Genomic DNA, 25,444 nt, shown 5'->3' on the forward strand with positions numbered 1-25,444 from the left:
TCTGCGCGGGGTCGCCGAACGCGCGGAACACGCGGCCGGTCGCCGTCGTGTCGAGCGACATTACCGAACCGACGTGCAGGTTGACGTGCAGCGGATAGCCGCCGTGCTCGATGCGCACGATCGTCGGACCGAGCGCGCCCGGCACCGACAGCGCAACGCTGAGCCCGACGCCTTCCGCGAGCCGCGCCGCATGCGGCAACGCGGCCCGATACGCCGGCTGCTGCTCGATCGACATCAGGCCGAGCCGCAGCGACAGCGGCCCCGGCTCGTAGTTGCCGGTGATCGCGTCGCGCTTCACGAGCGCGAGGCGCGTCAGGCTCACCAGATAGGTATGCGCCTGCGCGGTCGACAGCTCCGCGGCCGCCGCCAGCTCGGAAAGGCCGAGCGGCTTGCGCCGCCGCGCGAGCGCGTCGAGCAGCCGGCCGCCCACCTCGACACTCTGGATGCCGCGCTGCGCCTTCTGCGGCGCGCCGTCCGCGCGATCTTCGTCGTTCTGCACTGCGTTCACCTGAAATCGGAATACCCCGAATGGTATCCGACGCCATTTATCGCGCCGGTCCGCACGTTTACCCGTATTAGAAAATAGCAAGCATATTTGTCATTGACAAATATGATGGGCGGGACGATGATCCGGACACTCCCCTCAACACATGGCTCGCAGCCACGGAACGCAACATGGCCAAAGCATTCGCCTCTCAAGCCGATCTGGAAGAGAAGAAGATCACCTGGACCCAGCTGTCCGAGAACGCCTACGCGTACACCGCCGAAGGCGACCCGAACTCGGGCGTGATCATCGGCGACGACAGCGTGCTGATCGTCGACACGACCGCGACGCCCGCGATGGCGCAGGACCTGATCGCGAAGATCCGCAGCGTTACCGACAAGCCGATCAAGCATGTCGTGCTGTCGCACTACCACGCGGTGCGCGTGCTCGGCGCGTCCGCGTATTTCGCCGAAGGCGCGCAGCAGGTGATCGCGAGCCGCGGCACCTACGAGATGATCGTCGAGCGCGGCGAGGCCGACATGAAGTCGGAGATCGAGCGCTTCCCGCGCCTGTTCGCGGGTGTCGAGACGGTGCCGGGCCTGACGTGGCCGACGCTCGTGTTCGAGCGCGAGATCACGCTGTTCCTCGGCAAGCTCGAAGTGAAGATCATGCATGTCGGCTCGGGCCACACGAAGGGCGACACGATCGTGTGGCTGCCGTCGCAGAAGGTGCTGTTCTCGGGCGATCTCGTCGAATACGACGCCGCGTGCTATTGCGGCGACGCGCAGCTCGAACAGTGGCCGGCGACGCTCGAGGCGCTGCGCGCGCTCGGCGCCGAGAAGCTCGTGCCGGGCCGCGGCCCGGCGCTGCTGAACCCGGCCGACGTGAACAAGGGCCTCGACTACACGAAGGATTTCGTCACGACGCTGCTCGCGCAGGGCCGCAAGGCCGTCGAGCAGCAGCTCGACCTGAAGGCCGCGATGGCGCTCACGCGCGAAGCGATGGATCCGAAGTTCGGCCAGGTGTTCATCTACGAGCACTGCCTGCCGTTCGACGTGTCGCGCGCGTTCGACGAAGCGAGCGGCATCACGCATCCGCGCATCTGGACCGCGCAGCGCGACAAGGAGATGTGGGCCGCGCTGCAGGACTGAGCGGCACACGACAGCGGGGCGTCCGGGCGGACGTCCCGCTTTTTTTCCGCGGCGGTGGCCGATAGCCGTTTCCCGTAGCGGTTCCCGATCTCACAAGAAAGCAGGGCGCATGCACGCCCGCGGAGACTGCTGCGCGCTCGAATCGCGCAGCGCGTTTGGAGAGAGACATGCCCCAATCCGTACCTGCCGAGACGGCGGTCGCGTCCGCGTCCGTCCCGGCTTCCGACGACCAGCTGCTGTTCCGCAAGATCGCGTGGCGGATCATTCCGTTCCTGTTCCTTTGCTACGTCGTGTCGTTCCTCGACCGCATCAACATCGGCTTCGCGCAGCTGCAGATGAAGCACGACCTCGGCTTCAGCGACGCGATGTACGGCCTCGGTGCGGCCGTGTTCTACGTCGGCTACGTGTTCTGCGAAGTACCGAGCAACATGCTGCTCGCGCGCTTCGGCGCGCGCCGCACGTTTACGCGGATCATGCTGCTGTGGGGGATCGCGTCGGTCGGGATGATGTTCGTGTCGAAGCCGACGCATTTCTACGTGCTGCGCTTCATGCTCGGCGTGTTCGAAGCGGGCTTCTTTCCCGGCATCGTGCTGTACCTGACCTACTGGTTTCCCGCGAACCGGCGCGCGGCGATGATCTCGGTGTTCTTTGCGGGCGTCGCAGTTGCGGGCGTGCTCGGCGGCCTGATGTCGGGCTGGATCATGCGCGACATGGCCGGCGTGCTCGGCCTGTTCGGCTGGCAATGGATGTTCGCGATCGAAGGCGCGCCGGCGATCGCGCTCGCGTTCGTCGCTCTCGCGTATCTCGTCGACCGGCCGCAGGACGCCGCGTGGCTCACGCCGGCCGAAAAGGCGCGCGTGACGTCGCTCTGTGCGCAAGGGCAGGGGCGCGATGGCGATCATCGGGCGCACGATTCGCACGATTCGCACGATTCGCGCAGCCTCGCCGCCGCGCTGCTGAACCCGCGCGTCTACCTGTTCGCGTTCATCTATTTCTCGCTGACCTGCGCGTCGCTGACGCTGAACTTCTGGATGCCGCTGATGATCCGCGATTTCGGCGTGACCGACGTCGTGGCCGTGAGCCTCTACACGGTGGTGCCGAACGCGGTCGGCGCGGTCGGCCTGATCCTGATCGCGCGCCGCTCGGACCGCACCGGCGAGCGCCGCAGGCACTTCGCGTGCTGCACGATCGGCGGCGGGCTCGCGCTTGCCGCGCTGACGCTGCATCTGCACAGCTTCGCGGCGATGCTCGCGTGCCTGTCGATCGCGGCGACGCTGATCTTCGCCGCGCTGCCGATCTTCTGGGCGGTGCCGACCGGCTATCTGTCCGGCAAGGCCGCGGCGGCAGGGATCGCGCTGATCAGCAGCATCGGCATCACGAGCGGCATCGTCAGCCCGTGGGTGATCGGATTGATCCGCACGCGCACGGGCAGCATGGATCTCGCCGTTTATCTGCTGGCCGCGCTGCTGGTCGTGAGCGGCGTCGCGCTGATGGTCGGCGTGAAGGGCGAGCGGGTGCGGCAGGGCTGAGCGGCGGGTTACACGGCGCGCCGGGCGAGCCCGGCGCCATCGAATGCAAGCCACCAAGGAGGCAACCTATGTCTGCTCCTCTTCAAGCGGAAGCGGCGCGCCGCGTCGCGTCCGATAGCGGCATGCCGGACACCGATGCGCTGTACCGCCGCATCGGCGCGCGGATCGTGCCGTTCCTGTTCGTCTGCTACATCGTGTCGATCCTCGACCGCAGCAACATCGGTTTCGCACAATTACAGATGCGGCAGGATCTCGGCCTCAGCGACGCGATGTACAGCCTCGGCGCCGTGCTGTTCTTTGTCGGCTACGTGCTGTTCGAAGTGCCGAGCAATGCGCTGCTGCGCCGCTTCGGCGCGCGCCGCACGTTCGCGCGGATCATGCTGCTGTGGGGAGCGGTGTCGGTCGCGATGATCACCGTCGACAGCGCACGGCATTTCTATGCGCTGCGCTTCCTGCTCGGCGTGTTCGAGGCCGGCTTCTTCCCGGGACTCGTGTTCTACCTGACCTTCTGGTATCCAGCGCGGCGGCGCGCGTCGGTGCTGTCGATCTTCTATGCGGGCGTCGCGGTCGCGGGGATGATCGGCGGGCTGCTGTCCGGCTGGATCATGCGCGGGATGTCGGGCGTGCTCGGGCTGCACGGCTGGCAATGGATGTTCGCGATCGAAGGCGCGCCGGCGATCGTGCTTGGTGTGATCGCATGGTTCTGGCTGTGCGACCGGCCCGAACAGGCCGCGTGGCTGACGCCGGACGACAAGCGGCGGCTCGCCGACGATCTCGCGGCCGACCGCGCACAGCGGAGCGCGCATGCGGCAGCATCGCTGCGCGAGGTGCTCGCCGAGCCGCGCACCTACCTGTTTGCATTCATCTACTTTTCGCTGACGACTGCGCTGCTGATGCTGCTGTTCTGGATGCCGCTGATGATTCGCGAGTTCGGCATCCACGACGTCGTGCAGATCAGTTTGCTGTCGATCGTGCCGAACGCGGTCGGCGCGGTGGGCCTGATCGCGATCGCGCGGCACTCGGACCGGATGCGCGAACGCCGCCGGCATTTCGCCGCGTGCGCGTTCGGCGGCGCGGTCGCACTCGCGCTGCTGACGCTGCATCTGCCGAGTCTCGTCGCGATGATGGCGCTGCTGTCGCTGGCCGCGATGCTGATCTTCGCCGCGCATCCGGTGTTCTGGGCCGTGCCGTCCGCGTACTTCTCGGGGGCCGGCGCGGCGGGCGGGATCGCGCTGATCAGCAGCATCGGCGTGTCGAGCGGGATGATCACGCCGTGGATCGTCGGCGTGATTCGCACACGCACCGGCAGCATGGATCCGGCGATGCTGATGATCGCCGCGCTGCTCGCCGCGTGCGCGGTCGCGATGCTGATCGGGACGCGGGCCGTGCAACAGGGGGGAGCCGGCGCGTCGCAATGACTTGCGGCAGCGTGCCGTTTTACGCCGAACGTACCTCAGCCCGGTGTCGAGTGCCTGGTATTGCATCCGATGATCCATTCAGCGATCATTCGGGCGTTGTACACGCAATATCAATACAAAAACCGAGAGGGCTATAACCATGAAATGGTATCTGAAGGTACTCAAGAATTATGCGGTGTTCAGCGGGCGCGCGCGCCGCAAGGAATACTGGATGTTCCTGCTCGTGAACACGATCGTTGCGTTCCTGATCGGCTTGATCTTCGGCGTGATCGGGGTACTCATCGGCGACAAGGCGTTTGCGAACTGGGCGCAGCTCTACAGTCTCGCGATCCTGATTCCAAGCATTGCAGTGGGCGTGCGCCGCATGCACGATACCGACCACAGCGGCTGGTGGCTGCTCTGTCCGATCGTCAATCTGGTCTACCTCTGCATCCGCGGCACGTCGGGCAATAATCGCTTCGGCGACGATCCGAAAGCGGAAGTCGCCGGCAGCTATGCCTGAGTGATCTGCGCGGCCGGCCGCAATCGATGTGGCCGGCCCGTTCGCGCGATGTCCGTGCATGGGTACCGCGCATTCGCGAGCGTTAGCGTCCGCAGAGTTTCATGATTAGATGTCCTTTGCAGGCGGGATCCAGAGCAGCTTCGATATCCGGCGTTTACCGCGCCGCAGCATAGCGCGGCGCAGGCACATCGCTCGACAGGTGCGTGGCCATCGTGCGCCGCGCGGCCTCATACGCGTCCCACTCTTCGCCGGCATGCAAGGACGGGATCGTCACGAGCTCGCCGCGGTCGAAGCCCGTCAACGCCGCATCGACCATGTTGTCGGCCGACATCACGATTTCCTTCGGCAGATGCTCGAGCGGGAGGCCGCCCGTCTGCCAGAAATCGGTGGCGGTCGCGCCGGGCAGCACGGCTTGCACCTGCACGCCCTTGTCGGCGAGCTCGTGGTGCAGCGACTGGCTGAACGCGAGCACGAAGGCCTTGCTGCCGCCGTAGACACCGTTGAGCGTTTCCGGCGAGATCGCGACGATCGACGAGATGTTGATGACGGCGCCGTTGCCGCGCGCGACGAAACCCGGGACGGCCGCATACGTGAGCCGGGTGAGCGCGGTGACGTTCAGGTCGATCAGGCGCGTCATCGCATCGACGTCGCTGTCGAGCAGCGGTGTATGCGTTCCGATGCCCGCGTTGTTGACCAGCAGCGTGATGCTCGCATCCTGTTTCAGTTTCGCCTCGACGCCGGCAAGTGCTGTGCGGTCGTTCAGATCCGCGTCGACGATTTCGACGCTGCGGTGCGTATCGTTCGTGATGCGGTCGGCAAGCGCGATCAGCCGGTCGCGGTTCCGCGCGACGAGGATCAGGTCGTAACCCCGGCGTGCCAGGCGGTCGGCGTAGATTGCGCCCATACCCGACGACGCGCCGGTAATAAGGGCCGTACCTTGATGTGCTTGAGTCATGATGTCACTCCGTTTAGAACGAGATTGATGAATGGGTGAGTGCATTGTGGCTCCGCTTCGGCACGACGGAAATGACGTATATGAGTATGATTCAGGTCATCGCTTGACCGCTTTGCGTGAGGCCGGAGCAACACGCCGAAGCGCCGACTCTGACCGACGGGAGAACGGAGATGCACCGGATCGGCTTTCTGATCAGCGACGGGTTTCAGATCATGGCGCTCGCGTCGCAGTCCGTGTTCGAGTACGCGAACATGGTGGCGGGCGAGACCTTCTACACGCTCGACAATTTCTCGGTGGCCGGCGGCGAGGTGCGCTCGTCGCTCGGCCTCGCGGTGGGCACGCGCTCGTTGCGCGGGAAGGTCGACGTGGATACGTGGATGGTCGCCGGGGTCAACGACCCGCTCAGCTCACCGGCGCCCGACGGGATCCTGGCGTTCCTGCGCAAGGCCGGCAATCGCGCGCGGCGCATCGCCGGGATCTGCACCGGCGGGTTCGTGCTCGCGGAAGCGGGCCTGCTCGCGCACCGGCGCGCGACGACGCACTGGTTTTACGGGCGCGAAATGCGGAAGCGCTTTCCGGAAATTCGCGTCGAGGACGACCGGATCTATATCGTCGACGGACCGATCTGGACGTCCGCCGGCATGACGGCCGGTCTCGACCTCGCGCTCGCGATGGTGGAAAAGGATCTGGGGGCGGAAACCGCGCGTTCGGTCGCGCACAATCTCGTGATGAATCAGCGTCGTGCGGGCGGCCAGTCGCAGCATTCCGAAATGCTCGATCTCGCGCCGAAATCCGATCGCATCCAGAATGCGCTGAACTATGCACGCCAGAATCTGAGCCGCGCGCTGACTGTCGAGGATCTGGCCGACAGCGTTCACCTGAGCCCGCGCCAGTTCAGCCGCGTGTTCGCGCTCGAAACGGGGCAGTCTCCGGCCAAGGCGATCGAACGACTGCGCCTGGAGGCCGCGCGGCTGATGATCGAACAGAGCCGGCATCCGCTCGACATCATCGCAAGGGAAACCGGCTTTCGCGACCGCCGCCATATGCGCGACGCGTTCATGCGCGGCTTCGGCACGCCGCCGCAGGCAATCCGGCGCGACGCACGCATCGATGCGCGAAGCGATGGAAACAGCGCGGCCCAGGCCGTCGTGCGTGTCAATGCCGCTCGCGCATGACGACCGCCGGTTGAAGCGAGGCCTTGCCGCGGTCAGCGCGTGACGAACGGCGCGGCGGCATCCGGCGCCGTGCGCGCATGCTTGCGCAGGCGCAGCAGCGCGACGCGGCAATTCTCCCGCGCCGTCTCGCGGCCGTCGTCGGCGAGCAGCACGAGGTCACCGCGCATCACGTTGAACGTGATTACGTCTTCGCCGGCGGCGCCGAGCGTTTCCGGCGTATGGACCGAGCCGGCCGGTTCGAGCACCGTCGAGCCGGCGTGCGCGACCCAGTCGTACTCGCGGTAGCGCCACGCGCCCTGCAACGTGTAGACGAATACCTGCCCGTCGTGGCGATGGCGCGGCAGCGTCCCGCCGGCGGGCATCTTCAGCAACGCCGTCAGCGTGTCTTCGGCTGCATTGATGTGCAGGTACTTGATCGCGAGACCCGGCAGGTCGGGGCTCATCGGCAGCCACGGCAGCGCGTCGCCGGGCAGGCACGAGATCGGCGGCAGGTCGGTCGGGAACGGAGCGGACGGGGGCGTCATGGCTGGCAACGGGCGATGGAGAGCGGCGGAGCCGGCATTATCGCAGAGCGGGGCGGCAAGGCTGGCCCGTTCGGAGCGTCAGGCGCTCCCGGCAGTCTCCCGCCCCTTGGCATGCGCCGCGTCCAGACACGACTGGAACAGCAGCGCCGCCCGCGACGGCCGCGGCGAGCGCCGCAGCAGGCTGACGAACCGGCACTGGTAATGGAACTTGTGCGGTGCGATCGACTGCATCAGCCCCTTGTTCTCGAAACTCTCCGCGTAGTGATCCGGCAGGAAGCCCAGATAGCGGCCGGACAGGATCAGCGTCGCGATCGACTCCTGATCGGACGCGGTCGCGCTGCGCGTGAGCTTCGCACGATGGCTCAGCTCCATGTTCGGCGAATGGAAGCCGAGCCCCGCGAACGCGTGATTGCGGACCGTCGTCCAGGTGAGCTTGCCGTGCGGTGCGTCGAAGAGCGGGTGCTGACGGCCGCAGTAGAGCAGCATCCGCTCGCCGAACAGCTCGGAATAGACGAGGCTGCCGGAGTTCCGGTGCACGGGGATGATCCCGACCTGGTAGCTGCCGTCGATGATCCCGCGCTCGACCTCGTTGATCGATGCGACGTGCAGGTTCAGCGCGACGTCCGGCGCCTCGTCGGCGAACTGGCGGATCGCGTCGCCGAGACGCGCGTTCGGGTTGGTCGCCGTCTTGTCGAACACCGCGATGTGCAGTTCGCCGCCCATCCGGTCGTGGATTCCGTCGATCCGGCTGCGGAACGCCTCCATCGACGCGAGCAGCCGCAGCGTCTCCTCGTACACCGTCTGCCCCTCGGGCGTCAGCGTGAAGCCCGCGCGGCCGCGCCGGCACAGCACGAGGCCGAGCCGCGTTTCCAGATCCTTCACGTGGCGGCTGATCGTCGAGATGCCGATATTCAGCTCGAGTTCGGCCGCCGCCATTCCGCCGCACTGCACGACGCCCTTGAAGACCCGCAACAGGCGCAGGTCCATGTCGCTGAGCTGCCCGAGCAGCGCCCGGCTCTTTGGTTTCTTTGCTTGCATAGATGCGCAAGTGAACATTGATATTGCGATATTCAAAAGACTAATTGGCCTTCGGACAATGCGCAACATCATCACAAGGAGGAGGGGCGCGACGCGCCGACCGACATGACCGACACCATCACCGCTCCGCAACAGGCAGACACCCCCGTGCGTACCGACGCCGCGTGGCTCGACGCGCACTGGATGCCGTTTACCGCCAACCGCCAGTTCAAGTCCGATCCGCGCATGATCGTGTCGGGACAGGGCGCCTATTACACGGACGCCGAAGGCCGCAAGATCTTCGACGGCCTGTCGGGCCTCTGGTGCACGGGCCTCGGCCACGGCCGCACGGAGATCGTCGACGCGGTGAGCCGCCAGGTCGCGCAGCTCGACTACGCGCCGGCGTTCCAGTTCGGTCATCCGAAGTCGTTCGAGCTGGCCAACCGGATCAAGGACCTGACGCCGGCCGGCCTCGACTACGTGTTCTTCACCGGCTCCGGCTCGGAAGCGGCGGACACGTCGCTGAAGCTGGCGCGCGCTTACTGGCGCGCGAAGGGCAAAGGCACGAAGACGCGCCTGATCGGCCGCGAGAAGGGCTACCACGGCGTGAACTACGGCGGCATCTCGGTCGGCGGTATCGGCGCGAACCGCAAGGTATTCGGCCAGGGCATCGATGCCGACTTCCTGCCGCATACGCAGCTCGCCGAGAACCGGTTTTCGCGCGGGATGCCCGAGCACGGCGCCGATCTGGCCGACCGCCTGCTCGACCTGATCGCGCTGCATGACGCGTCGAACATCGCGGCGGTGATCGTCGAGCCGTTCTCGGGCTCGGCGGGCGTCGTCGTGCCGCCGAAGGGCTATCTGCAGCGCCTGCGCGACATCTGCACCGCGCACGACATCCTGCTGATCTTTGACGAGGTCATCACGGGCTTCGGCCGTGCCGGCGCGATGACGGGCGCGGAAGCGTTCGGCGTGACGCCGGACATCATGAACTTCGCGAAACAGGTGACGAACGGCGTGCAGCCGCTCGGCGGCGTGATCGCGACGAAGGAGATCTACGACACGTTCATGGCCGCGGGCGGCCCCGAGTACATGCTCGAATTCCCGCACGGCTATACGTACTCCGCACACCCGGTTGCATGCGCGGCCGGCGTCGCGGCGCTCGACCTGCTCGTGAAGGAAGACGCGATCGGCCGCGTACGCGAACTCGCGCCGCATTTCGAGGCGGCCGTGCACGGGCTGAAGGGCCAGCGCCATATCGCGGATATCCGCAACTACGGCCTCGCAGCCGGCCTGACGATCGCGGCACTGCCCGGCGAACCGGCGCGCCGTCCGTACGAGATCGCGATGCGCTGCTGGGCGAAGGGCTTCTACGTGCGCTACGGCGGCGACACGATCCAGCTCGCGCCGCCGTTCATCGCCGAGAAGCGCGAGATCGACAACCTCGTCAACGCGCTGTCCGACGCACTGAACGAAGTGGACTGAGCCGCGCCCGCGGCACGTCTTCCGAAATCCGAATTCACGAAAGAGTCTTAACGATGAAACACGACAGCAACGTCACTTCCACGCTCGGCCACCTGATCGACGGCAAGCGCGTCGACGGCGGCAGCCGCCTCCAGCCGGTGTTCGATCCGGCCACCGGCGAATCGGACAAGAGCGTCGCGCTCGCGGACAAGCTGACCGTCGAGGCCGCGATCGCGTCCGCGCAGGCCGCGTTCCCGGCGTGGCGCAACACGCCGCCGCTGAAGCGCGCGCGCGTGATGAGCCGCTTCAAGACGCTGCTCGAGCAGCATGCGGACGAGCTGTGCGCGCTGATCACGGCCGAGCACGGCAAGGTGCTCGCCGACGCGATGGGCGAGCTGCAGCGCGGGATCGAGAACGTCGAATACGCGAGCTATGTGCCCGAGCTGCTGAAGGGCGAGCACAGCAAGAACGTCGGCCCCGCGATCGATTCGTGGAGCGAGTTCCAGGCGCTCGGCGTGGCGGCCGGCATCACGCCGTTCAACTTCCCGGTGATGGTGCCGCTGTGGATGTGGCCGATGGCCGTCGCGTGCGGCAACACGTTCGTGCTGAAGCCGTCGGAGCGCACGCCGTCGTCGACGCTGCGGATGGCCGAGCTGGCGCTTGAAGCCGGCCTGCCGCCGGGCGTGCTGAACGTCGTGAACGGCGACAAGGAAGCGGTCGATACGCTGCTGACCGACCCGCGCGTGAAGGCCGTGAGCTTCGTCGGCTCGACGCCGATCGCCGAATACATCTACTCGACCGGCTGCGCGCACGGCAAGCGCGTGCAGGCGCTCGGCGGCGCGAAGAACTTCGCGGTCGTGATGCCGGACGCCGACATCGGCAATGCGGTGAACGCGCTGATGGGCGCCGCGTACGGCTCGTGCGGCGAGCGCTGCATGGCGATTCCGCTCGTCGTCGCGATCGGTGACGAGACCGGCGACAAGGTGGTCGAGGGCCTGAAGGCCGAGATCGCGAAGATGAAGGTTGGCCCGGGCAGCGGCGACGGCGTCGACATGGGCCCGCTCGTCACGAAGCAGCACTTCGAGAAGGTGACGGGCTTCGTCGAGGCCGGCATCGACGCAGGCGCGACGCTGGTCGTCGACGGCCGCGGCGTGAAGGTCGACGGCCACGACGGCGGCTACTACCTCGGCCCGTGCCTGTTCGACAACGTGAAGCCCGGCATGCCGATCTATCAGCACGAGATCTTCGGGCCGGTGCTCGGCGTCGTGCGGCTGAAGTCGCTCGACGACGCAATGGCGCTGATCGACGCGCACGAGTACGGCAACGGCACGTGCCTGTTCACGCGCGACGGCGAAGCGGCGCGCTACTTCAGCGACAACATCCAGATCGGCATGGTCGGCATCAACGTGCCGCTGCCGGTGCCGGTCGCGTATCACTCGTTCGGCGGCTGGAAGCGCTCGCTGTTCGGCGATCTGCACGCATACGGCCCGGATGCGGTGCGGTTCTACACGAAGCGCAAGACGATCACGCAGCGCTGGCCGTCGGCCGGCGTGCGCGAAGGGACGGTGTTCAGCTTCCCGTCGAGCCGCTGACGCGCATCTTGTCCGCGCGATGCCTGCCCGCATGGCGGGCGTCGCGAACGATCGATGCAGGCCCAGGCCCCAAGCCCGGCCGGAGTGATCCGGCCGGGCTTGTTTGCGTCCGGCGCGGCTCGCGTATCAACCGTGCCGCTGCGGTACATCGTGCCCGGCGCACGTGTGCCGGATGCGCTTACGGCGTGACGACGTGCCACATGTTGGCGACGTTGTTGCCGTTGCGGTCGCCCTGTTTCAGGTCCTTCGAGAAGAAATACAGCGGCTTGCCCTTGTACGCCCACTGCGGGCTGCCGTCGTCGCGCTTGACGATCGAATACGGGCCGACCGGCACGTCGGTCGCGCTCGCCTTGTACGGCGGCCAGATCGATTCGCACTGGCCCGAGCATGCACTGGTGCCGGCGTTCGGCTTGTCCTTGTCGAAGTTGTAGACGGTCATCCCGTTCGCGGCGACGAGCGCGCCGTTTTCGACGCTCGTGATGGCGCCCTGCGCGAATGCCGAAGCGGACGCGATGGCGATCAGGGCGGAACTGGCGAGAAGCGCGGCTTTCATGATTGCCTCCTTGTTTTCCGGTGGACGGTCGCGATCGCGCGCACGGGCGATCGCGCACCGGGATCGCGGCGGATGGCGCCGTGATGCGGCGGTCCGTGACCGGCGGCGCGAGCGACTGAGGGTCGAATGGCCGGCCACGGGAACGCTTCATTCACGATAGGCGGTTTTTGGCAGGCCTGCGCAGCGAACCGGGGACACATCGGTATCGCGCGGTGCGCAGCGACGGGACGCATGCGTGCGTCGGCTGCAGCCACGGAGGCCGGCGAGCGCGACCGTATGTGTGCAGATTGCGCGCAGATTGCACGCACTCCGCGCGTCGATCAGCGGCTGACGCGATTCGTCAGCGTGACGCCGGCGATCACGAGCACGCCGCCGACGAGCATCGACTGCGTCAGCGATTCGCCGAGCAGAACCACCGACAGCAGGACCCCGAACACCGGCACGAGATTGGTGAACACCGCGGTGCGGGCCGCCCCCAGCGCACGGATGCCTTGCGAGTACCAGACGAACGCGACGACGGTGCCGACCGCGCCGAGATACGCGATCGCGCCCACGGCCTGCCACGTGAGCGGGGCGGTTGTGCCCGCGTGCGGGTCCAGCAGGCTCGCGCCGAGCAGCAGCGCGAGTCCCCAGAGCGTCGCGTAGGTGGTCGATACGAGCGGTGAAAGCCCGTCGAGCGCATAGCGGCCGATGACGGTGTATGCGGCCCAGCTGGCCACCGCGCACAGCATGTAGCGCTCCCCGGCGCCGAACGTGCTGTGCAGGTCGGTGAGGACCAGCACGAGTTCCCCCCGGCTGATCACGACCAGCGCACCGAACAGCGCCAGCGCGATGCCCGCCCAGCGGGACGGCGCGAGCCGCTCCCGGAACACGACCGACAGCAGGAGCGCCGTCGCGATCGGATTCAGCGCGACGAACAGTGCGGTGCGTCCCGCCGGCATGCGCGCCAGCGCGGCAAAGAAACACAGGTTGTAGAGAAAGATGCCCGTCACGCCGAGCCCGAAGGTCGCCAGAAGCTGTCGGCCGTTCAGCCTCGGCAGGCGGCCTTCGACCTTCCACGTCAGACCGGCCAGCAACAGTGCCGCGATCGCGAATCGCCCGGTCGCGGCCGTCGTCGCGGGCAGCGACGCGGCGAGCACGCGGCCCGCGATGAAGGTGCCGCCCCAGAACAGCGCGACGAGGGTGAGCTTGGCGTAGATGCCGGTGGGCGACAGCGCTTTGGCGGCGGCGACCGACGTGGCGGGAGCATTCATGTTTTCGACAAGGTGGGACGGAAAATCGTGGAGGCAACGGATCGCGAGGACACGTCGCGACGTGCATGCCCGGTGCATCGGGTGATCGACGCGAGCGGAATCATCGAAGCGCCGACGCTGCGACAAGCGTCGTCATCACGACCGGCATCGCGAGCGCGGCGGCGATCGTCTGGAACGCGGTGATGCCGGCCATCAGCGCCGCGTCGCCGCCGAGCTGGCGCGCCATGATGTATGACGCCGACGAGGTCGGCAGCGCCTGGAACAGCAGCGCGACCGTCAGCGCCGTGTCGCTCAGCCCGAGCGCGCGCCCGGCGACGAGCGTGACGAGCGGCATCGCCATGAACTTGAACGCCGACGCGACGCAGACCGGCTGCATCCACGCGCGGGCCGCGTCGAATTTCAGCGCGGCGCCCACGCACAGCAGGCCGAGCGGCATCGACGCGGCGCCGAGCGCGCGCACGGCCGGCTCGATGGCGGCCGGGAACATGACGCCGCCGGCCTGCATCGCGATCCCGAGCGCACAGGCGACCACCAGCGGATTCGACAGGATCTGGCGCGCGAGCGCCGCGGCGCCGAGCCGTATCGAACCGTAGCGCGCGAACACCAGCACGCACATCAGGTTGACGGTCGGCACGATCGCGGCGACGCACACGGCCGCCAGCGCGATGCCCTGCGCGCCGAACAGCCCGGCCGCCAGCGCGGTGCCGACATAGTTGTTGAAGCGCACCGCGCCCTGGAATACCGACGTGAAGCCGGCGCCGTCGACCCGCACGAACCGTCGGATCAGCAACAACAGCGCCGCGACGACCACGGTCGAGCCGACCAGCGCGCCTGCGAGCGGCAACACGGCGAGCGATTGCAGCCGGGCGCTCGCGAGCCCGTGCGCGAACAGCGCGGGCAGCAGCACGTAGTAGCTGAGCCGTTCGGCCTGCGGCCAGAACGTGTCGGCAACGAAGCCAGTGCGTCGGAGTCCGTAGCCGAATGCGACCAGCAGCGCGACCGGCGCCAACGCGAGCAGGACCGCGCCAATCATCGCGGCGCCTGCGCTCGAATCGCGCGCGATGAAAGGCGGGTGGCGTGATGAAGCGTGACGGAGTTCAGTCCTGCAGGCAGCATGGCGGCGCACGATCGAAAGAGTGACGACGCCGCCAAGTTAACACGCCCGGACAACAGGAATTATTGTTAATTATCCGGTGTTCAATGAGAAATTATCATCGATGACCCAGTGACGACGCAGTGACTTCGGCGGCGAGCGCGCGCGCGAAGCGCTCCGCAGGACGCGACTGGTGCTCGAGCAGCACGACGGCGCGCTCCATCTGCGGCTGGCCGAACGGCAAGCGGGTCACGGGCGGCAGGCGCGCGAGCGTCGAATCGGACAGCGCGACGATCGCCGCGCCGAGACCACGCGCGACCATCCGGACGATCGTCTCGGCGCTGTCCAGCACCATCTCCTCACGCACGCGCACGCCGAGACGGCGCAGTTCCGCGGCGATCATGCGGCCGGCCCATGCCTGCGCGTCGAAGCGGATGAACGGCAGCGCCTCGAGCAGTGTGACGGCATCGCGCTCCGCGTATTGCGGCGGCGCGAGCAGCCAGAAGCGATCCTCGTACAGCGTGGTCCACGTGAGTTCAGCAGGGTACGGCCTGACGGGGCGCGTCGTGATCGCGGCATCGAGCTCGCCGGCGGCGACGCGGTTCGCGAGCTCCACCGACATGCCCGCGGACACGTGCACGCGCAACGACGGATGCGCGTCGCGCAGCGCGAGCAGCGCATCGGGCAGCGGGCCGGACAGCGCCGTCTGGATTGCCCCGATCCGCAAGCGGCCGACCAGTTTCTTCTCGTCGCTGAGCGCATCGGGAATCCGGTCGACCATCGCGAGGATCTGTTCGGCCTGTGCGACGAGGATGTTGCCGGCCTCGGTCAGCACGGGCTGCCGGCGCGACCGGTCGAACAACTGCACGTTGAACTCGCTCTCGAGCGTCTTGATCTGCAGGCTCACCGCCGACTGCGTGAGGCCGATCGCTTCGCCGGCGCGGGCGAAGGTCCGGTAGCGGGCAATCGCCACCAGCGTTCTGAATGCGCGCAATGACATGGACAAGCGGACGTGGGCAGCCGGATGGATCGATCGCGGCGGGCAATGCGCGGGACGGCGATCGGGTGGCGAACGCGCCGGGCGGACCGGGCTGCGATCGATCCGCCCGGCGGGCGCGCGCCCGACCGCGGAAGCAGGGGACGCGGCAGCCGGCCGGTTCGCGCACATCATGCCTGCGCGTCATCGATCGGGCAACCGCGAGCGCGACCCGCGCCGGCGCGTGTCGCGATGTGGCGGATGCATGTCTGGATCGAGCGGCGCGCGCCGTTTTGATTATTTATACCCGGGTGATATTGCAAAGACATTTTCATCCGGGTATAAATACACTTATTCAAACTTCCGACAAATGGCGAACAGCATGTACTCCAGTTCCTACACGGCCTTTGAAGGCCATCGGCGGCTTGCCACCGGGCCGCTTTCGGCGGTAGCCCTCACGATCAGGCATACGAGCGACGCGGGCAGCGCCGGCCCGGTGCTGATCTTCGACGACACCACCGGACGCTCGATCGACATCGACCTCCGGGGCTCCGACGACGAGATCCTCGCGCGCTTCGGGCAGCCTGCCGAAGCCCCCGCGGTGGCCGACTCAGACGCCGGCGCCGGCGAACCTCGCGGCCGCGGCCGTCCGAAACTCGGTGTGGTATCGCGCGAAGTCACGCTGCTGCCGCGCCATTGGGATTGGCTGGCCGCGCAGCCCGGCGGCGCATCCGTCGCGTTGCGCAAGCTCGTCGACGAAGCGCGGCGCTCGCGTGCGGCGGAGGAGCGGCGGCGTGGCGCGAAGGATCGCGCGTATCACTTCATGTCGGCGATCGCAGGCGATCTGCCGGGCTTCGAGGAAGCGGTGCGTGCGCTGTATGCGAACGATCCGTCGCGCATGCGCACACTGATCGCCGCGTGGCCCGACGACGTGCGCGACCACGCGCTTGCGCTCGCGTCTGGCGATATCCCCACGGGCTCATCGCCCGATCAACCCACCAATGACTGACCATAAAAATGACGACCTTTGATCTGAATAGCGGCGCGATCGCGCCGGTCGCGGATGAAGCCGACGTCGTCGATCTGCGCGTGACCGGATGCATTCCGCGCGATCTCGATGGCGTGTTGCTGCGCAATGGTCCCAATCCGTTGCGCGGACGCTTCGAAGGCAACGACGTGCTCGCGTGGTGGCCCGAAGCGGCGATGCTGCATGCGATCGCGTTCGACGATGGCCGCGTGACCGGCTATCGCAACCGCTGGGCGCGTACGCGACGCTGGGCGGATGTCCATGCGCCGGCGCGGGCGGCGTCGCTACCCGATACCAACCCGAACGTGAACGTGCTGTTGCACGCGGGCGAACTGCTGGCGCTGGCCGAAGGCGGGATGCCGCTTGCGATTACGCCGGAGCTGGAATCGGTTGGCGCACCGACGCGGCATGACGGGCTCGCCGGCGGGATGACCGCGCATCCGAAAGTCGATCCGCGCACCGGCGAGTTGATCTCGTTTCGAGCCCACTGGAACGCGCCGTGGCTGCGGTACGGTGTCCACGACGCGCAAGGCGTGCAGACCGTCGATATCGAGCTCGACCTGCCGGCGCCGTCGATGATGCACGACATCGCGATCACGGCCACCCGCAGCATCCTGCTCGATCTGAACGTCGGTTACGATTTTTCGATGCTGTCTCGCGGGCACCGGATGCCGCTGCGCTGGCATGACGAGCGTCAGGCCCGCATTGGCGTCATTGCGCGTCACGGCGGCGACGTGCGCTGGTTCGACATCGCGCCGTGCTTCATCCTGCACGTGGTGAACGCGTATGACGGCGACGGCTCGACCGTCGTGCTGGACGCGGTGCGCTATCCGTCGTTCCTGCGGCTCGGCAAGCAGCCCGGCACGTTCGAGGACGAACCGGTGGGCGTGCTGTGGCGATACGTGATCGATCTGGAGAAAGGGACGGTTGCCGAAACGCAGATCGGAGACGGGGGCATCGAATTGCCGCGCATCAACGAAGCGCGAACGGGTGGTGCGTACCGGTTCTTCTATGCGGTTGAGCAACCGTCGAACGCCGAGCTTCGCGGCGTGGTCCGCCATGACCTCGAGCGCGGAGTGGTCACGCGTTACGACGTGCCGTACGGCGACCAGAACAGCGAACCGGTATTCGTGTCCCGTGCCGGCGCGACGGACGAAGACGACGGCTGGGTGCTGACGTGGGTATACCGGCGCGCGACCGATACGAGCGATCTCGTGATACTCGATGCACGCGGCATCGACGCAGGGCCGGTCGCGACGATTCACCTGCCGAGACGCGTGCCGGCGGGGTTTCATGGTGCGTGGGTGCCGAGGGTGCGCTGAGTCGAGCCGTCACATAAACTGCTATCATTCTATGTTTAGAATGTTTTGGGCGGTCGATGTGATCCGCAGGATCGAAGCGGAACGTTCACCGACAGATCGAAACCGGAATGGACAGAGAGGCTTGAGCATGACGAAGGTGGCGCATCCTGGATGGTCGTCGCAGCGGCTGATGGCGCTGGACGAACGGCTGACCGAACGATACGTGGCGTCCGGACGCCTGCCGGGCGCGGTGACGCTGATTCACCGGCACGGCGAACTCGCGCACGTGAACGTCGTCGGATCGATGGACCTGGAGCGCGCGAAGCCGATGCGGGAGGATGCGATCTTCCGCATCTATTCGATGACCAAGCCGATCACGAGCGTCGCTTTCATGACGCTGGTCGAACAGGGGCTGGTCGCACTGGACGACCCGGTCTCGAGCGTGATCCCGGCGTGGAAGAACCTGGGCGTTGCCGTAGCCGGCGCGCGCAGTCTCGGCGGATTCCAGACCCGTCCGGTCGAACGCGAAATGCTGATGGTGGATCTGCTTCGCCACACGGCCGGGCTGTCCTATTTCTTCCAGGCGCGCACCAACGTCGACGCTGCGTATCGCGAACTCGGCATCGGCGAGCCGAACCATCCTGCGGGCCTCGACGGCATGATCGACAGCCTGAGCCAGTTGCCGCTCGACTATTCGCCGGGCGACGAATGGAACTACTCGGTCGCGACGCACGTGCTCGGCTATCTGGTGGAGAAAATCGCCGGGATGCCGTTCGCCGACTATCTGAAGCGCACGCTGTTCGACCCGATCGGCATGCACGACACGGGATTTTTCGTGCCGGACGACAGCGCCGACCGCTTCTGCGCGTGCTACCGCCCGAGCGCTACCGGTGGGCTGATCCTGCAGGACGATCCTGAAACGAGCTATTTTCGCCAGACGCCGGCGCTCGCATCGGGCGGCAGCGGGCTCGTGTCGACCGCCGGCGACTACCTGCGGTTCTGCAGAATGCTGCTGAATCGCGGTTCGATCGACGGACATCAGATCCTGAGCCCGAAGACGGTCGAGATGATGACGATCAATCACCTGCCGGGCGGCAGGACCCTCGATCAGATGTCGCGATCCACGTTCAGCGAGGCCGTCTATCCGGGGCTCGGATTCGGCCTTGGCTTTGCGGTGACGCAGGATCTGGCCCGCACGATGCAGCCGGGCAGCGTCGGCGACTATTTCTGGGGCGGCGGGGCCAGCACGGCGTTCTGGGTCGATCCGGCCGAGGACCTGATCGTCGTATTCATGACGCAGCTTCTGCCGTCGACCACCTACCGGATCCGCCGAGACCTGCGCCATTGGGTGTACGGCGCGATGTGCAACAGCGCGCAGCGCGTGAGCGCAACGCAGCGCTAGGCCGCCGGTCGACGTCCGGTTTTCCGGCGGGGCGCCGGCGACGGTTGGGCTGCGTCGTTGCGGATCACCGGGATCAGATCGGCGCTGCGGTCGTCGCCGGAAATGTCGTGCGTCACGTCGAGCACGAACATGTCGGCGCGGTACAGGTAGAGCCCCGCATGGACGATGCGCCCGTCGCGGTCGGTCCACCAGCGCCGCGCGCGCATCAACACGTCGGCCATGCTGCAGTCGGCGCTGCGCGAAGCCAGCAGGCCGGCCGTCTCCTGATCCGCATAGGCTGCGGTAATTTCCTGGCGGGCTTTGTCGAGCGGGATGCGGTTGTACTTCCGGACCAGGTAGCCGACCTTGTGCCGTCCTTCGCTGCCCTTTGGAAACCGGTCGCAGGTTTCCCGCGCGACGTAGGCATCCATCACCGCGTAGGGTTCGCCGTCGTGCAGGTGTATCGTGCGGATCCGCATGTAGGCTGGCCATTCTGGCTGACCAGTCTTCAGCGTCGCAGGCAGTCCGTCGGCCGGCTCGCGCAGCAGCAGCTTGATGGTCTGGCCCGGTGCTAGGCTCAGCGGATCGTTGATCGCATCGCGCAGTTCCGCGTTGTCCGCAGCCGACACGACGTCGGCCGTCACGAAGGTGCCGCGGCCGCGTGCGCTGCTGATGAGGCCTTCGGCGCTCAGTTCGGCGAGCGCCTGGCGAACGGTGATGGTGCCCACGTTGTAGAACGCGCACAGCGCCGGAATCGGCGGCAACTGGTTGCCACGCTTCCATTCGCCCTGCTGGATCCGTCCGCGCAGGAGGCTGGCAATCTGGATGTAGAGGGCAACCCCCTTGCGCTCGACGTTCAGCGACGGATTCAATCGCGGGCTCCTGAAATGACGTCACCGCAGAACGGCCGTGCCATTCCGCGAAATGCCTAACATTCTACTCTTGGGATGTCTGAGCGAGCGCGCTTCACAGCCTGGTTGTCGCCAGATGAATCGCCGTGGAGATCATCAGTGCGGCGACGAACCCATCGAGCAGCCGCCACGCGGCCGCGTGCGCGAACAGCGGCCGGCAACGTCGGGCGGCCCACGTCAGCGACAGGAACCAGATGAACGATGCGGCGACCGCGCCGAGCGCGATCGACAGTCGCGCGTCGGCGGGCCGGCTGGCGATGATCGAACCGAGCACCAGCACCGTGTCGACCCACGCGTAAGGATTCAAAAGTGAAACAGCTGCGGTTGCGAGCGCCAAGCGCGCGAACGGTTCGGCGGCCCCCGCGTGAATGGCGTCGGGATGCTCTCTGCGGATAGCGGAACGCAACGCGAGCAGCCCGAGACACGCGAGATAGACGATGCCGCCGAGCAGTGCCGCCGACACGATGCGCGGCGTGTGTGACAGCACCGCGGCGAGACCCAGCGACCCGATCGCGATCAGCAGCGCGTCGCTTCCGGCGCAGATGCCGGCAATGATCAGTGGATACGCGCTCGACAGCGAACGCTTGATGACGAAGGTGTCTTTGGGACCAACGGACGTGAAGAGTGCTGCGCCAAGCAGCAAGCCTTCGACGAAGGCAGAGGTGTCGAGCATGGACGGGCCGACAACCTCTTAAGCTGAACCGGTGATGGTTACATTGATGAAACTATAGTCGAAAGGCTTGCCGGCGCCAATGTTCGCTCGGTCGAACTGCGCAGCGGATGCAGCGGTGCGATGCGATCGAACGGGTCCGGCAAGTCGCTGTCGGCACGTCTATCGGTATCTCGCGGATCGCGTTACCAATGTGAAACGTGTCGCGGCCGGTGCCCGCCGGTATCCCCGTTGTTACGTTACATCCTTGAATGATTTTGCCGTTGCGGCCAGATCCGACGGGTCGTGACACCCGGCAACCCGGTGGCGAGCGTGATCGGCCGGGGTTCGTCGGGTTCGCCGGGACCGCCTGCCGGCGGGCCTGAGCGGCCGTTGCCGCGGATCCGGTGCGAGATCGCCAGGATGATTTCAGCGGTGCTGGTACGGATTCTGCATGTCATCGGGCATGCACATCGCGCTGCGGCGAGCGCGAGGAGACCAGACAGCCGGGCGTGTCCGCGGACGCGCTCGCCGAACCGCAGAACGGGGCATACCATGGACGCGCGGCCTAACCAGTCAGACGCGCATTTCCAGGCTTTCCTGGCGAAGCTGCTCGAGCAGCCGCAGCAGGCCTGGAGCGCGAAGCAGCAGATCGAACTCGAGATGGCCTGTACGCTATCCACGGAGATGGTGCGCATCGCGGAACACCTGCGCGCGCACACCGCGGACTTCGACAGCTATCTCGTGCTGCTCAAGTATGCAAAGGTGCTCGATTTCATCCTGACGTCGCTGTCCGCGGGCCGGGACATCTATCCGCAGACGCTGCGCACGATCTTCAGGCTCGCCAACCTGAAGGTGAACGAGGACTATCCGGATTGAGCCGGTTGCGGCGCGCCGCATCGCGCGACGCCCCTCTTCACACCCACAGCCGATACAGCCAGAACGACTCGTCGTCGGCAAAGCGTTGCGCGAATTCGGTCGGCGAGAATCCGGTGATGCGTTTGGCTGCTCGGCTCAGGTGCGCCTGATCGGCGAACCCTTCGTCGAGCGCCAGCGTCGCCCAGTCGAGCGGATTTCCGGCCTCGACGCGATCGCGCGCCGTGAAGAACAGGCTTTCCGTCCTGACGAGCGCCTGCCAGTCGCGCAACGACCGCCCGCTATACGCCTTCACGCGCCGCTCGACCTGTCGCGGGCCATGCGTGCGCCGCCATTCGCGCGCCTGCCATGCGAGGCGCCCGACCCAGTGCCGGCCCGCGTCGCGGAGCGACGCGAGCCCTGAGCCGCCGCCCTGAAGCGCGCGCCAGCGCGGCGCGAGATACCGCTCCAGTGCGGCCAGCGCGGCCGCGTCGTCGGTAGCGTCGGTCAGCGCATCGACGAGCGGCCGCCACGCGTCGCCGAGCACTTCGCGCGCGTCGACAAAGCGGTCGTGGATATCCGGCAACCCGACACCGAACAGCGCATGCGCGGCATCGGCGGTGAAGCACGCGACGCCGCCGCGTCCGGTCGTCGGCGCCCAGCTCGTCAAGGGCTGCGACTGGCTGCCGGAAAGCGTGACGGCCGCGCCGAACGGCCGCCAGCGCGGGCCGTCCGCCGTCCGCTCGACAAGCCCCGGGGCGAGGCTGCGATGCCAGGACAGGCACACGAGCGGCGAAGCCGGGAAATGGGTCAGGCGCTGTGCGTCGCTCAGCGCGAAGCCGCGCGTATCGCGGCAGACGATCGCGACGATTGCGCCGTGCAGCGCAGGCGGCGCCGGATACAGCCGGGCGTGAGGCGGCCGGCCGCCGTTCAGCGCGCGGGGCGCACGCGCGAGCGGATCGGGGCACGGCGGCCAAGTCGGGAGTAGACCGGAGGACATGACCGCGCAGTATAGGGAGACGCGAAACGCGTGTCGATGACGTTTGCGTTCAAGACCGGCGCGCGACGAGCGCGGACAATGCGGCGCATGAATACGCGATCCCACTCCGAATGCCCATTCCATGCAGACGCGCCCGCGTCTGCACCCGTGCGTCATCCGCCCGGCGTATGGCCGCCGGGGCCGCGCGCAGGCCTGACCGGCTGGGGCCTGCTGCGCAGCATGTCGCGCGACCTGCTCGGCACGCTCGCAGCGTGGCAGCAGACGTTCGGCGACGTCGTGCACCTGCGCATGTGGCCCGAGCATGCGGTCGTCGTCACCGACCCGCAGCTCGTGCGCGAATTGCTGGTCACGCATCACGATGCGCTGGTGCGATGGGAGCGCGGCATTCGGGTGTTTGCGCAGGTCCATGGACATAGCGTTCTGATTGCCGAAGGCAGCGCGTGGCGCGACAAGCGGCACGCGCTTCAGCCGGGTTTCATGCCGAAGGCCGTCCAGGGTTTCGTCCCGACGATCGCGGCGACCGCCGGTCATGCGCTGGCGCACTGGCCCGCGCATGACTCGCACTGGCCGGTCGAAAGCGCGCTGACGTCGCTCGCGATGGACGTGATCGTGCGAACGATGTTCTCCGACGCGATCGGTGACGACACGCGTGCCGCCGAGGAGGCCGTCCGCACGGTGAGCGCGGCGGCCAACGCGGAGTTCTACCAGCCGGCGAGCGCGCCCGACTGGATGCCGTGGAAGCGGGGCAAGGCGCGGGCGCTGGCGGTGCTGAACGACCTGATCGATCGGCAACTGCATGCGCGCCTCGAATTGCCGGACAGCCGCTGGCCCGACGATCTGCTGTCGCGGCTGTTGCGTCTGCACCGGGCGGATGCGCGGGCCTGGCCGTTGCAGGCGGTGCACGACGAATGCATGACCGCGTTCCTGGCCGGGCACGAAACGACCGCGGCCGCGCTGACCTGGTGGACGTGGTGCATGGCCGCGAACCCTTCGGCCCAGGCCGCCGCGCGCGCTGAAGTCGGGCGCGTGTTGCGCGGCCGCGCGCCGACTGCGGAGACGCGGCCGCAGCTGCGCTACCTGACGCAGACGCTCGAGGAGACGCTGCGCCTGTACCCGTCCGCGCCGATCCTGATCAGCCGTCGCGCGTCGCGGCCGATCGCGTTGGGCGCATGGCAACTGCCGCCGCGGACGCTGTTCATGCTGCCGCTGCAGCTCATGCATCGTGACGCGCGATGGTTCCCGGATCCGGACGCGTTCCGGCCCGAGCGTTTCGCCGACGACGCGCCGGCGATTCCGCGCGGCGCGTACATGCCGTTCGGCACCGGTCCGCGCGTGTGTCTCGGGCAGCATCTGGCGTTGACCGAGATGACGGTGATCGCCGCGATGGTGCTGCAACGCTACGTACTGTCGATACCGGCCGGCATGGCGGCGCCGCGTCCGGTGCTGAACGTGACGTTGCGGCCGGACCGGCCGCTGCATCTCGCGGTGGATGCGATTGCTGACATCGCGAGCCGAACCTAGACGGTCGCGATGAGCAGTTCCTCGGCGTTTTCCGGCGGGCGCAGGCCGTCCGTCCTGCCGGAAAAATAGCGCTGCGCCAGCGCAGCCGCGGAAACGTGCCGGGCATCGCCAAAGCCGGCGTTCCGCGCGAACGCGATGATCTCGGCCGGCGTGTAGAAGCTGATGAACGGCGTCCCGCTGGCGCGCGCACCCTTGGCCGCCAGCTCGAGCCCGGGGCGCACGTCGGGATCGGCGAGTTCCAGCGGCAGCAGGAACGTCATCGCGAGCATCGATCCCGGCGCGAGCGCCGCAACCTCGCGCAGCGTGGCTGCATTCGCTTCGTCGGTCAGATACATGCTGACGCCGGTGGACACGACGATCGCCGGCTTGCCGCTGTCGAAGCCGGCAGCCGAAAGGGCGTCGCGCCACGAACCGCCTGCTTCGAAATCGACGGGGACGAAGCGCAGCCAGTCCGGAACGCCGAAGCCGAGTTCGACGAGACGCTGCCGTTTCCACGCCTGCGGGCCCGGCCGGTCGACCTCGAACACGTGGAGGCCGGATGCGACGTCGGGCCGGCGTTGCGCGAAGCTGTCGAGTCCGGCGCCGAGGATCACATACTGAGTCAGCCCGCGCGCGGCCTGCTCGACGACGAGATCCTCGATGAAGCGGGCCCGGGCGACGATCGACGCGCGGAACGGCCGCGTGAACTGAGGATCCATGTCGCCACGGCGCTGCCAGCCCGGATCGGGCGCCAGCAAGCGCAGGCCGATTTCGTCCTCCAGCACATGCGGATGTGCATCGACTTCCCGATGCAGCGCGCGCCACAGCGCGACCCGAGCGGCGGTGCTGTCCGGCGCGATGTCGTGACGGTCGCTCATGAACGCGACCTCATTGACCGGTTGACAGTGGTCACGAACACGGCTTTGATGCGGTGGGTTTCCATGTCATGCCTCCTTTTCTTCGTGATCGCCACTCGGACTGGCGCGCTTCGAGATGATCACGGAAGCATGCTCACGGTGTCAAACGGGCATATGAGGGCGCTGACTTGGCGGAGAGGCTGAAACGAAACGCGCCGCTTCAGGTGAAGCGGCGCGTTCAGTGTGTGCGGGGCGTGCAGGGCGGCGAGCCGGCGGG

General features: G+C 67.2%; 24 protein-coding genes. 12 read left to right on the forward strand and 12 right to left on the reverse strand.

Annotated features, from left to right (window positions below; all coding sequences use genetic code 11):
- Positions 1–499 (reverse strand): helix-turn-helix domain-containing protein (locus tag G3N94_RS11670; protein WP_205792541.1); only part of this gene is annotated, 499 nt, incomplete at its 3' end.
- A gap of 176 nt (positions 500–675) precedes the next feature.
- On the opposite strand from G3N94_RS11670, the gene G3N94_RS11675 reads away from it, so the two are divergent.
- From G3N94_RS11675 to G3N94_RS11690, 4 genes are all read left to right on the forward strand, one after another.
- Entirely contained in the window at positions 676–1,635 is a 960-nt protein-coding gene (locus G3N94_RS11675) for an MBL fold metallo-hydrolase (protein ID WP_205792542.1), read from the forward strand.
- A gap of 167 nt (positions 1,636–1,802) precedes the next feature.
- Positions 1,803–3,164: an MFS transporter gene (locus G3N94_RS11680; protein WP_205792543.1), complete on the forward strand. Its 1,362-nt coding sequence runs from the start codon at positions 1,803–1,805 to the stop codon at positions 3,162–3,164.
- Between the two features lie 68 nt (positions 3,165–3,232).
- Entirely contained in the window at positions 3,233–4,582 is a 1,350-nt protein-coding gene (locus G3N94_RS11685) for an MFS transporter (RefSeq protein ID WP_205792544.1), read from the forward strand.
- Between the two features lie 139 nt (positions 4,583–4,721).
- A complete protein-coding gene (locus G3N94_RS11690; protein ID WP_205792545.1) occupies positions 4,722–5,084 on the forward strand; it encodes a DUF805 domain-containing protein in 363 nt (120 codons plus the stop codon).
- Between the two features lie 154 nt (positions 5,085–5,238).
- On the opposite strand, the gene G3N94_RS11695 is transcribed toward G3N94_RS11690, so the two are convergent.
- Positions 5,239–6,039 (reverse strand): SDR family oxidoreductase, encoded by an 801-nt coding sequence (locus tag G3N94_RS11695; RefSeq protein WP_205792546.1) that lies wholly within the window; start codon positions 6,037–6,039, stop codon positions 5,239–5,241.
- Between the two features lie 170 nt (positions 6,040–6,209).
- Between G3N94_RS11695 and G3N94_RS11700 the strand changes: the two genes are divergently transcribed.
- Complete coding sequence (locus tag G3N94_RS11700; protein WP_205792547.1) at positions 6,210–7,214, forward strand: GlxA family transcriptional regulator; 1,005 nt, start codon at positions 6,210–6,212, stop codon at positions 7,212–7,214.
- Between the two features lie 32 nt (positions 7,215–7,246).
- Here G3N94_RS11700 and G3N94_RS11705 read toward each other — a convergent pair whose 3' ends face one another.
- Entirely contained in the window at positions 7,247–7,738 is a 492-nt protein-coding gene (locus G3N94_RS11705; protein ID WP_205792548.1) for a 2,4'-dihydroxyacetophenone dioxygenase family protein, read from the reverse strand.
- 78 nt (positions 7,739–7,816) lie between these two features.
- The gene (locus G3N94_RS11710) at positions 7,817–8,776 is read right to left on the reverse strand and encodes a LysR family transcriptional regulator (protein WP_205792549.1); all 960 of its coding nucleotides are present in this window, start codon (positions 8,774–8,776) and stop codon (positions 7,817–7,819) included.
- A gap of 105 nt (positions 8,777–8,881) precedes the next feature.
- On the opposite strand from G3N94_RS11710, the gene G3N94_RS11715 reads away from it, so the two are divergent.
- Complete coding sequence (locus G3N94_RS11715; RefSeq protein ID WP_205792550.1) at positions 8,882–10,240, forward strand: aspartate aminotransferase family protein; 1,359 nt, start codon at positions 8,882–8,884, stop codon at positions 10,238–10,240.
- A 53-nt stretch (positions 10,241–10,293) separates the two neighbouring features.
- Positions 10,294–11,811: a CoA-acylating methylmalonate-semialdehyde dehydrogenase gene (locus tag G3N94_RS11720; RefSeq protein WP_205792551.1), complete on the forward strand. Its 1,518-nt coding sequence runs from the start codon at positions 10,294–10,296 to the stop codon at positions 11,809–11,811.
- 178 nt (positions 11,812–11,989) lie between these two features.
- Here the strand turns inward: G3N94_RS11720 and G3N94_RS11725 are convergent, their stop codons facing one another.
- The 4 genes from G3N94_RS11725 to G3N94_RS11740 form a co-directional block, all read right to left on the reverse strand.
- Positions 11,990–12,364 (reverse strand): hypothetical protein, encoded by a 375-nt coding sequence (locus G3N94_RS11725; protein WP_205792552.1) that lies wholly within the window; start codon positions 12,362–12,364, stop codon positions 11,990–11,992.
- 320 nt (positions 12,365–12,684) lie between these two features.
- Complete coding sequence (locus G3N94_RS11730) at positions 12,685–13,617, reverse strand: DMT family transporter (RefSeq protein WP_205792553.1); 933 nt, start codon at positions 13,615–13,617, stop codon at positions 12,685–12,687.
- A 100-nt stretch (positions 13,618–13,717) separates the two neighbouring features.
- Positions 13,718–14,650 carry an AEC family transporter gene (locus G3N94_RS11735; RefSeq protein ID WP_205792554.1) on the reverse strand — a complete coding sequence of 311 codons (933 nt, stop codon included), beginning with the start codon at positions 14,648–14,650 and terminating at the stop codon, positions 13,718–13,720.
- A 178-nt stretch (positions 14,651–14,828) separates the two neighbouring features.
- Positions 14,829–15,710, reverse strand: coding sequence for a LysR family transcriptional regulator (locus tag G3N94_RS11740; RefSeq protein ID WP_205792555.1), 882 nt, complete (start codon positions 15,708–15,710; stop codon positions 14,829–14,831).
- Between the two features lie 358 nt (positions 15,711–16,068).
- Between G3N94_RS11740 and G3N94_RS11745 the strand changes: the two genes are divergently transcribed.
- The 3 genes from G3N94_RS11745 (at position 16,069) to G3N94_RS11755 (ending at position 19,416) form a co-directional block, all read left to right on the forward strand.
- On the forward strand, positions 16,069–16,695 hold the full coding sequence (locus G3N94_RS11745; protein WP_205792556.1) for a DUF2239 family protein: 627 nt from the start codon (positions 16,069–16,071) through the stop codon (positions 16,693–16,695).
- Between the two features lie 8 nt (positions 16,696–16,703).
- A complete protein-coding gene (locus tag G3N94_RS11750; RefSeq protein ID WP_205792557.1) occupies positions 16,704–18,035 on the forward strand; it encodes a carotenoid oxygenase family protein in 1,332 nt (443 codons plus the stop codon).
- A gap of 127 nt (positions 18,036–18,162) precedes the next feature.
- On the forward strand, positions 18,163–19,416 hold the full coding sequence (locus tag G3N94_RS11755) for a serine hydrolase domain-containing protein (protein WP_205792558.1): 1,254 nt from the start codon (positions 18,163–18,165) through the stop codon (positions 19,414–19,416).
- Here G3N94_RS11755 and G3N94_RS11760 read toward each other — a convergent pair.
- Positions 19,413–20,267, reverse strand: coding sequence for a GntR family transcriptional regulator (locus tag G3N94_RS11760; protein WP_205792559.1), 855 nt, complete (start codon positions 20,265–20,267; stop codon positions 19,413–19,415). The two genes, G3N94_RS11755 and G3N94_RS11760, sit on opposite strands and share 4 nt — an antisense overlap.
- Positions 20,268–20,361: 94 nt before the next feature.
- Positions 20,362–20,979, reverse strand: coding sequence for a LysE family transporter (locus G3N94_RS11765; RefSeq protein ID WP_205792560.1), 618 nt, complete (start codon positions 20,977–20,979; stop codon positions 20,362–20,364).
- 531 nt (positions 20,980–21,510) lie between these two features.
- On the opposite strand from G3N94_RS11765, the gene G3N94_RS11770 reads away from it, so the two are divergent.
- Positions 21,511–21,834, forward strand: a complete 324-nt coding sequence (locus tag G3N94_RS11770) for a DNA-binding protein (RefSeq protein ID WP_205792561.1) — start codon at positions 21,511–21,513, stop codon at positions 21,832–21,834.
- A 37-nt stretch (positions 21,835–21,871) separates the two neighbouring features.
- Here G3N94_RS11770 and G3N94_RS11775 read toward each other — a convergent pair whose 3' ends face one another.
- On the reverse strand, positions 21,872–22,810 hold the full coding sequence (locus tag G3N94_RS11775; protein ID WP_205792562.1) for a helix-turn-helix domain-containing protein: 939 nt from the start codon (positions 22,808–22,810) through the stop codon (positions 21,872–21,874).
- Positions 22,811–22,897: 87 nt separating this feature from the next.
- Here G3N94_RS11775 and G3N94_RS11780 point away from each other — a divergent pair, with 87 nt between their 5' ends.
- Entirely contained in the window at positions 22,898–24,331 is a 1,434-nt protein-coding gene (locus G3N94_RS11780) for a cytochrome P450 (protein ID WP_205792563.1), read from the forward strand.
- Here the strand turns inward: G3N94_RS11780 and G3N94_RS11785 are convergent.
- Positions 24,328–25,188, reverse strand: coding sequence for a class I SAM-dependent methyltransferase (locus tag G3N94_RS11785; protein ID WP_205792564.1), 861 nt, complete (start codon positions 25,186–25,188; stop codon positions 24,328–24,330). The two genes, G3N94_RS11780 and G3N94_RS11785, sit on opposite strands and share 4 nt — an antisense overlap.
- Positions 25,189–25,444: the final 256 nt, after the last annotated feature.

This window comes from Burkholderia sp. Ac-20353 (genome assembly GCF_017104785.1).
Classification (GTDB): domain Bacteria; phylum Pseudomonadota; class Gammaproteobacteria; order Burkholderiales; family Burkholderiaceae; genus Burkholderia.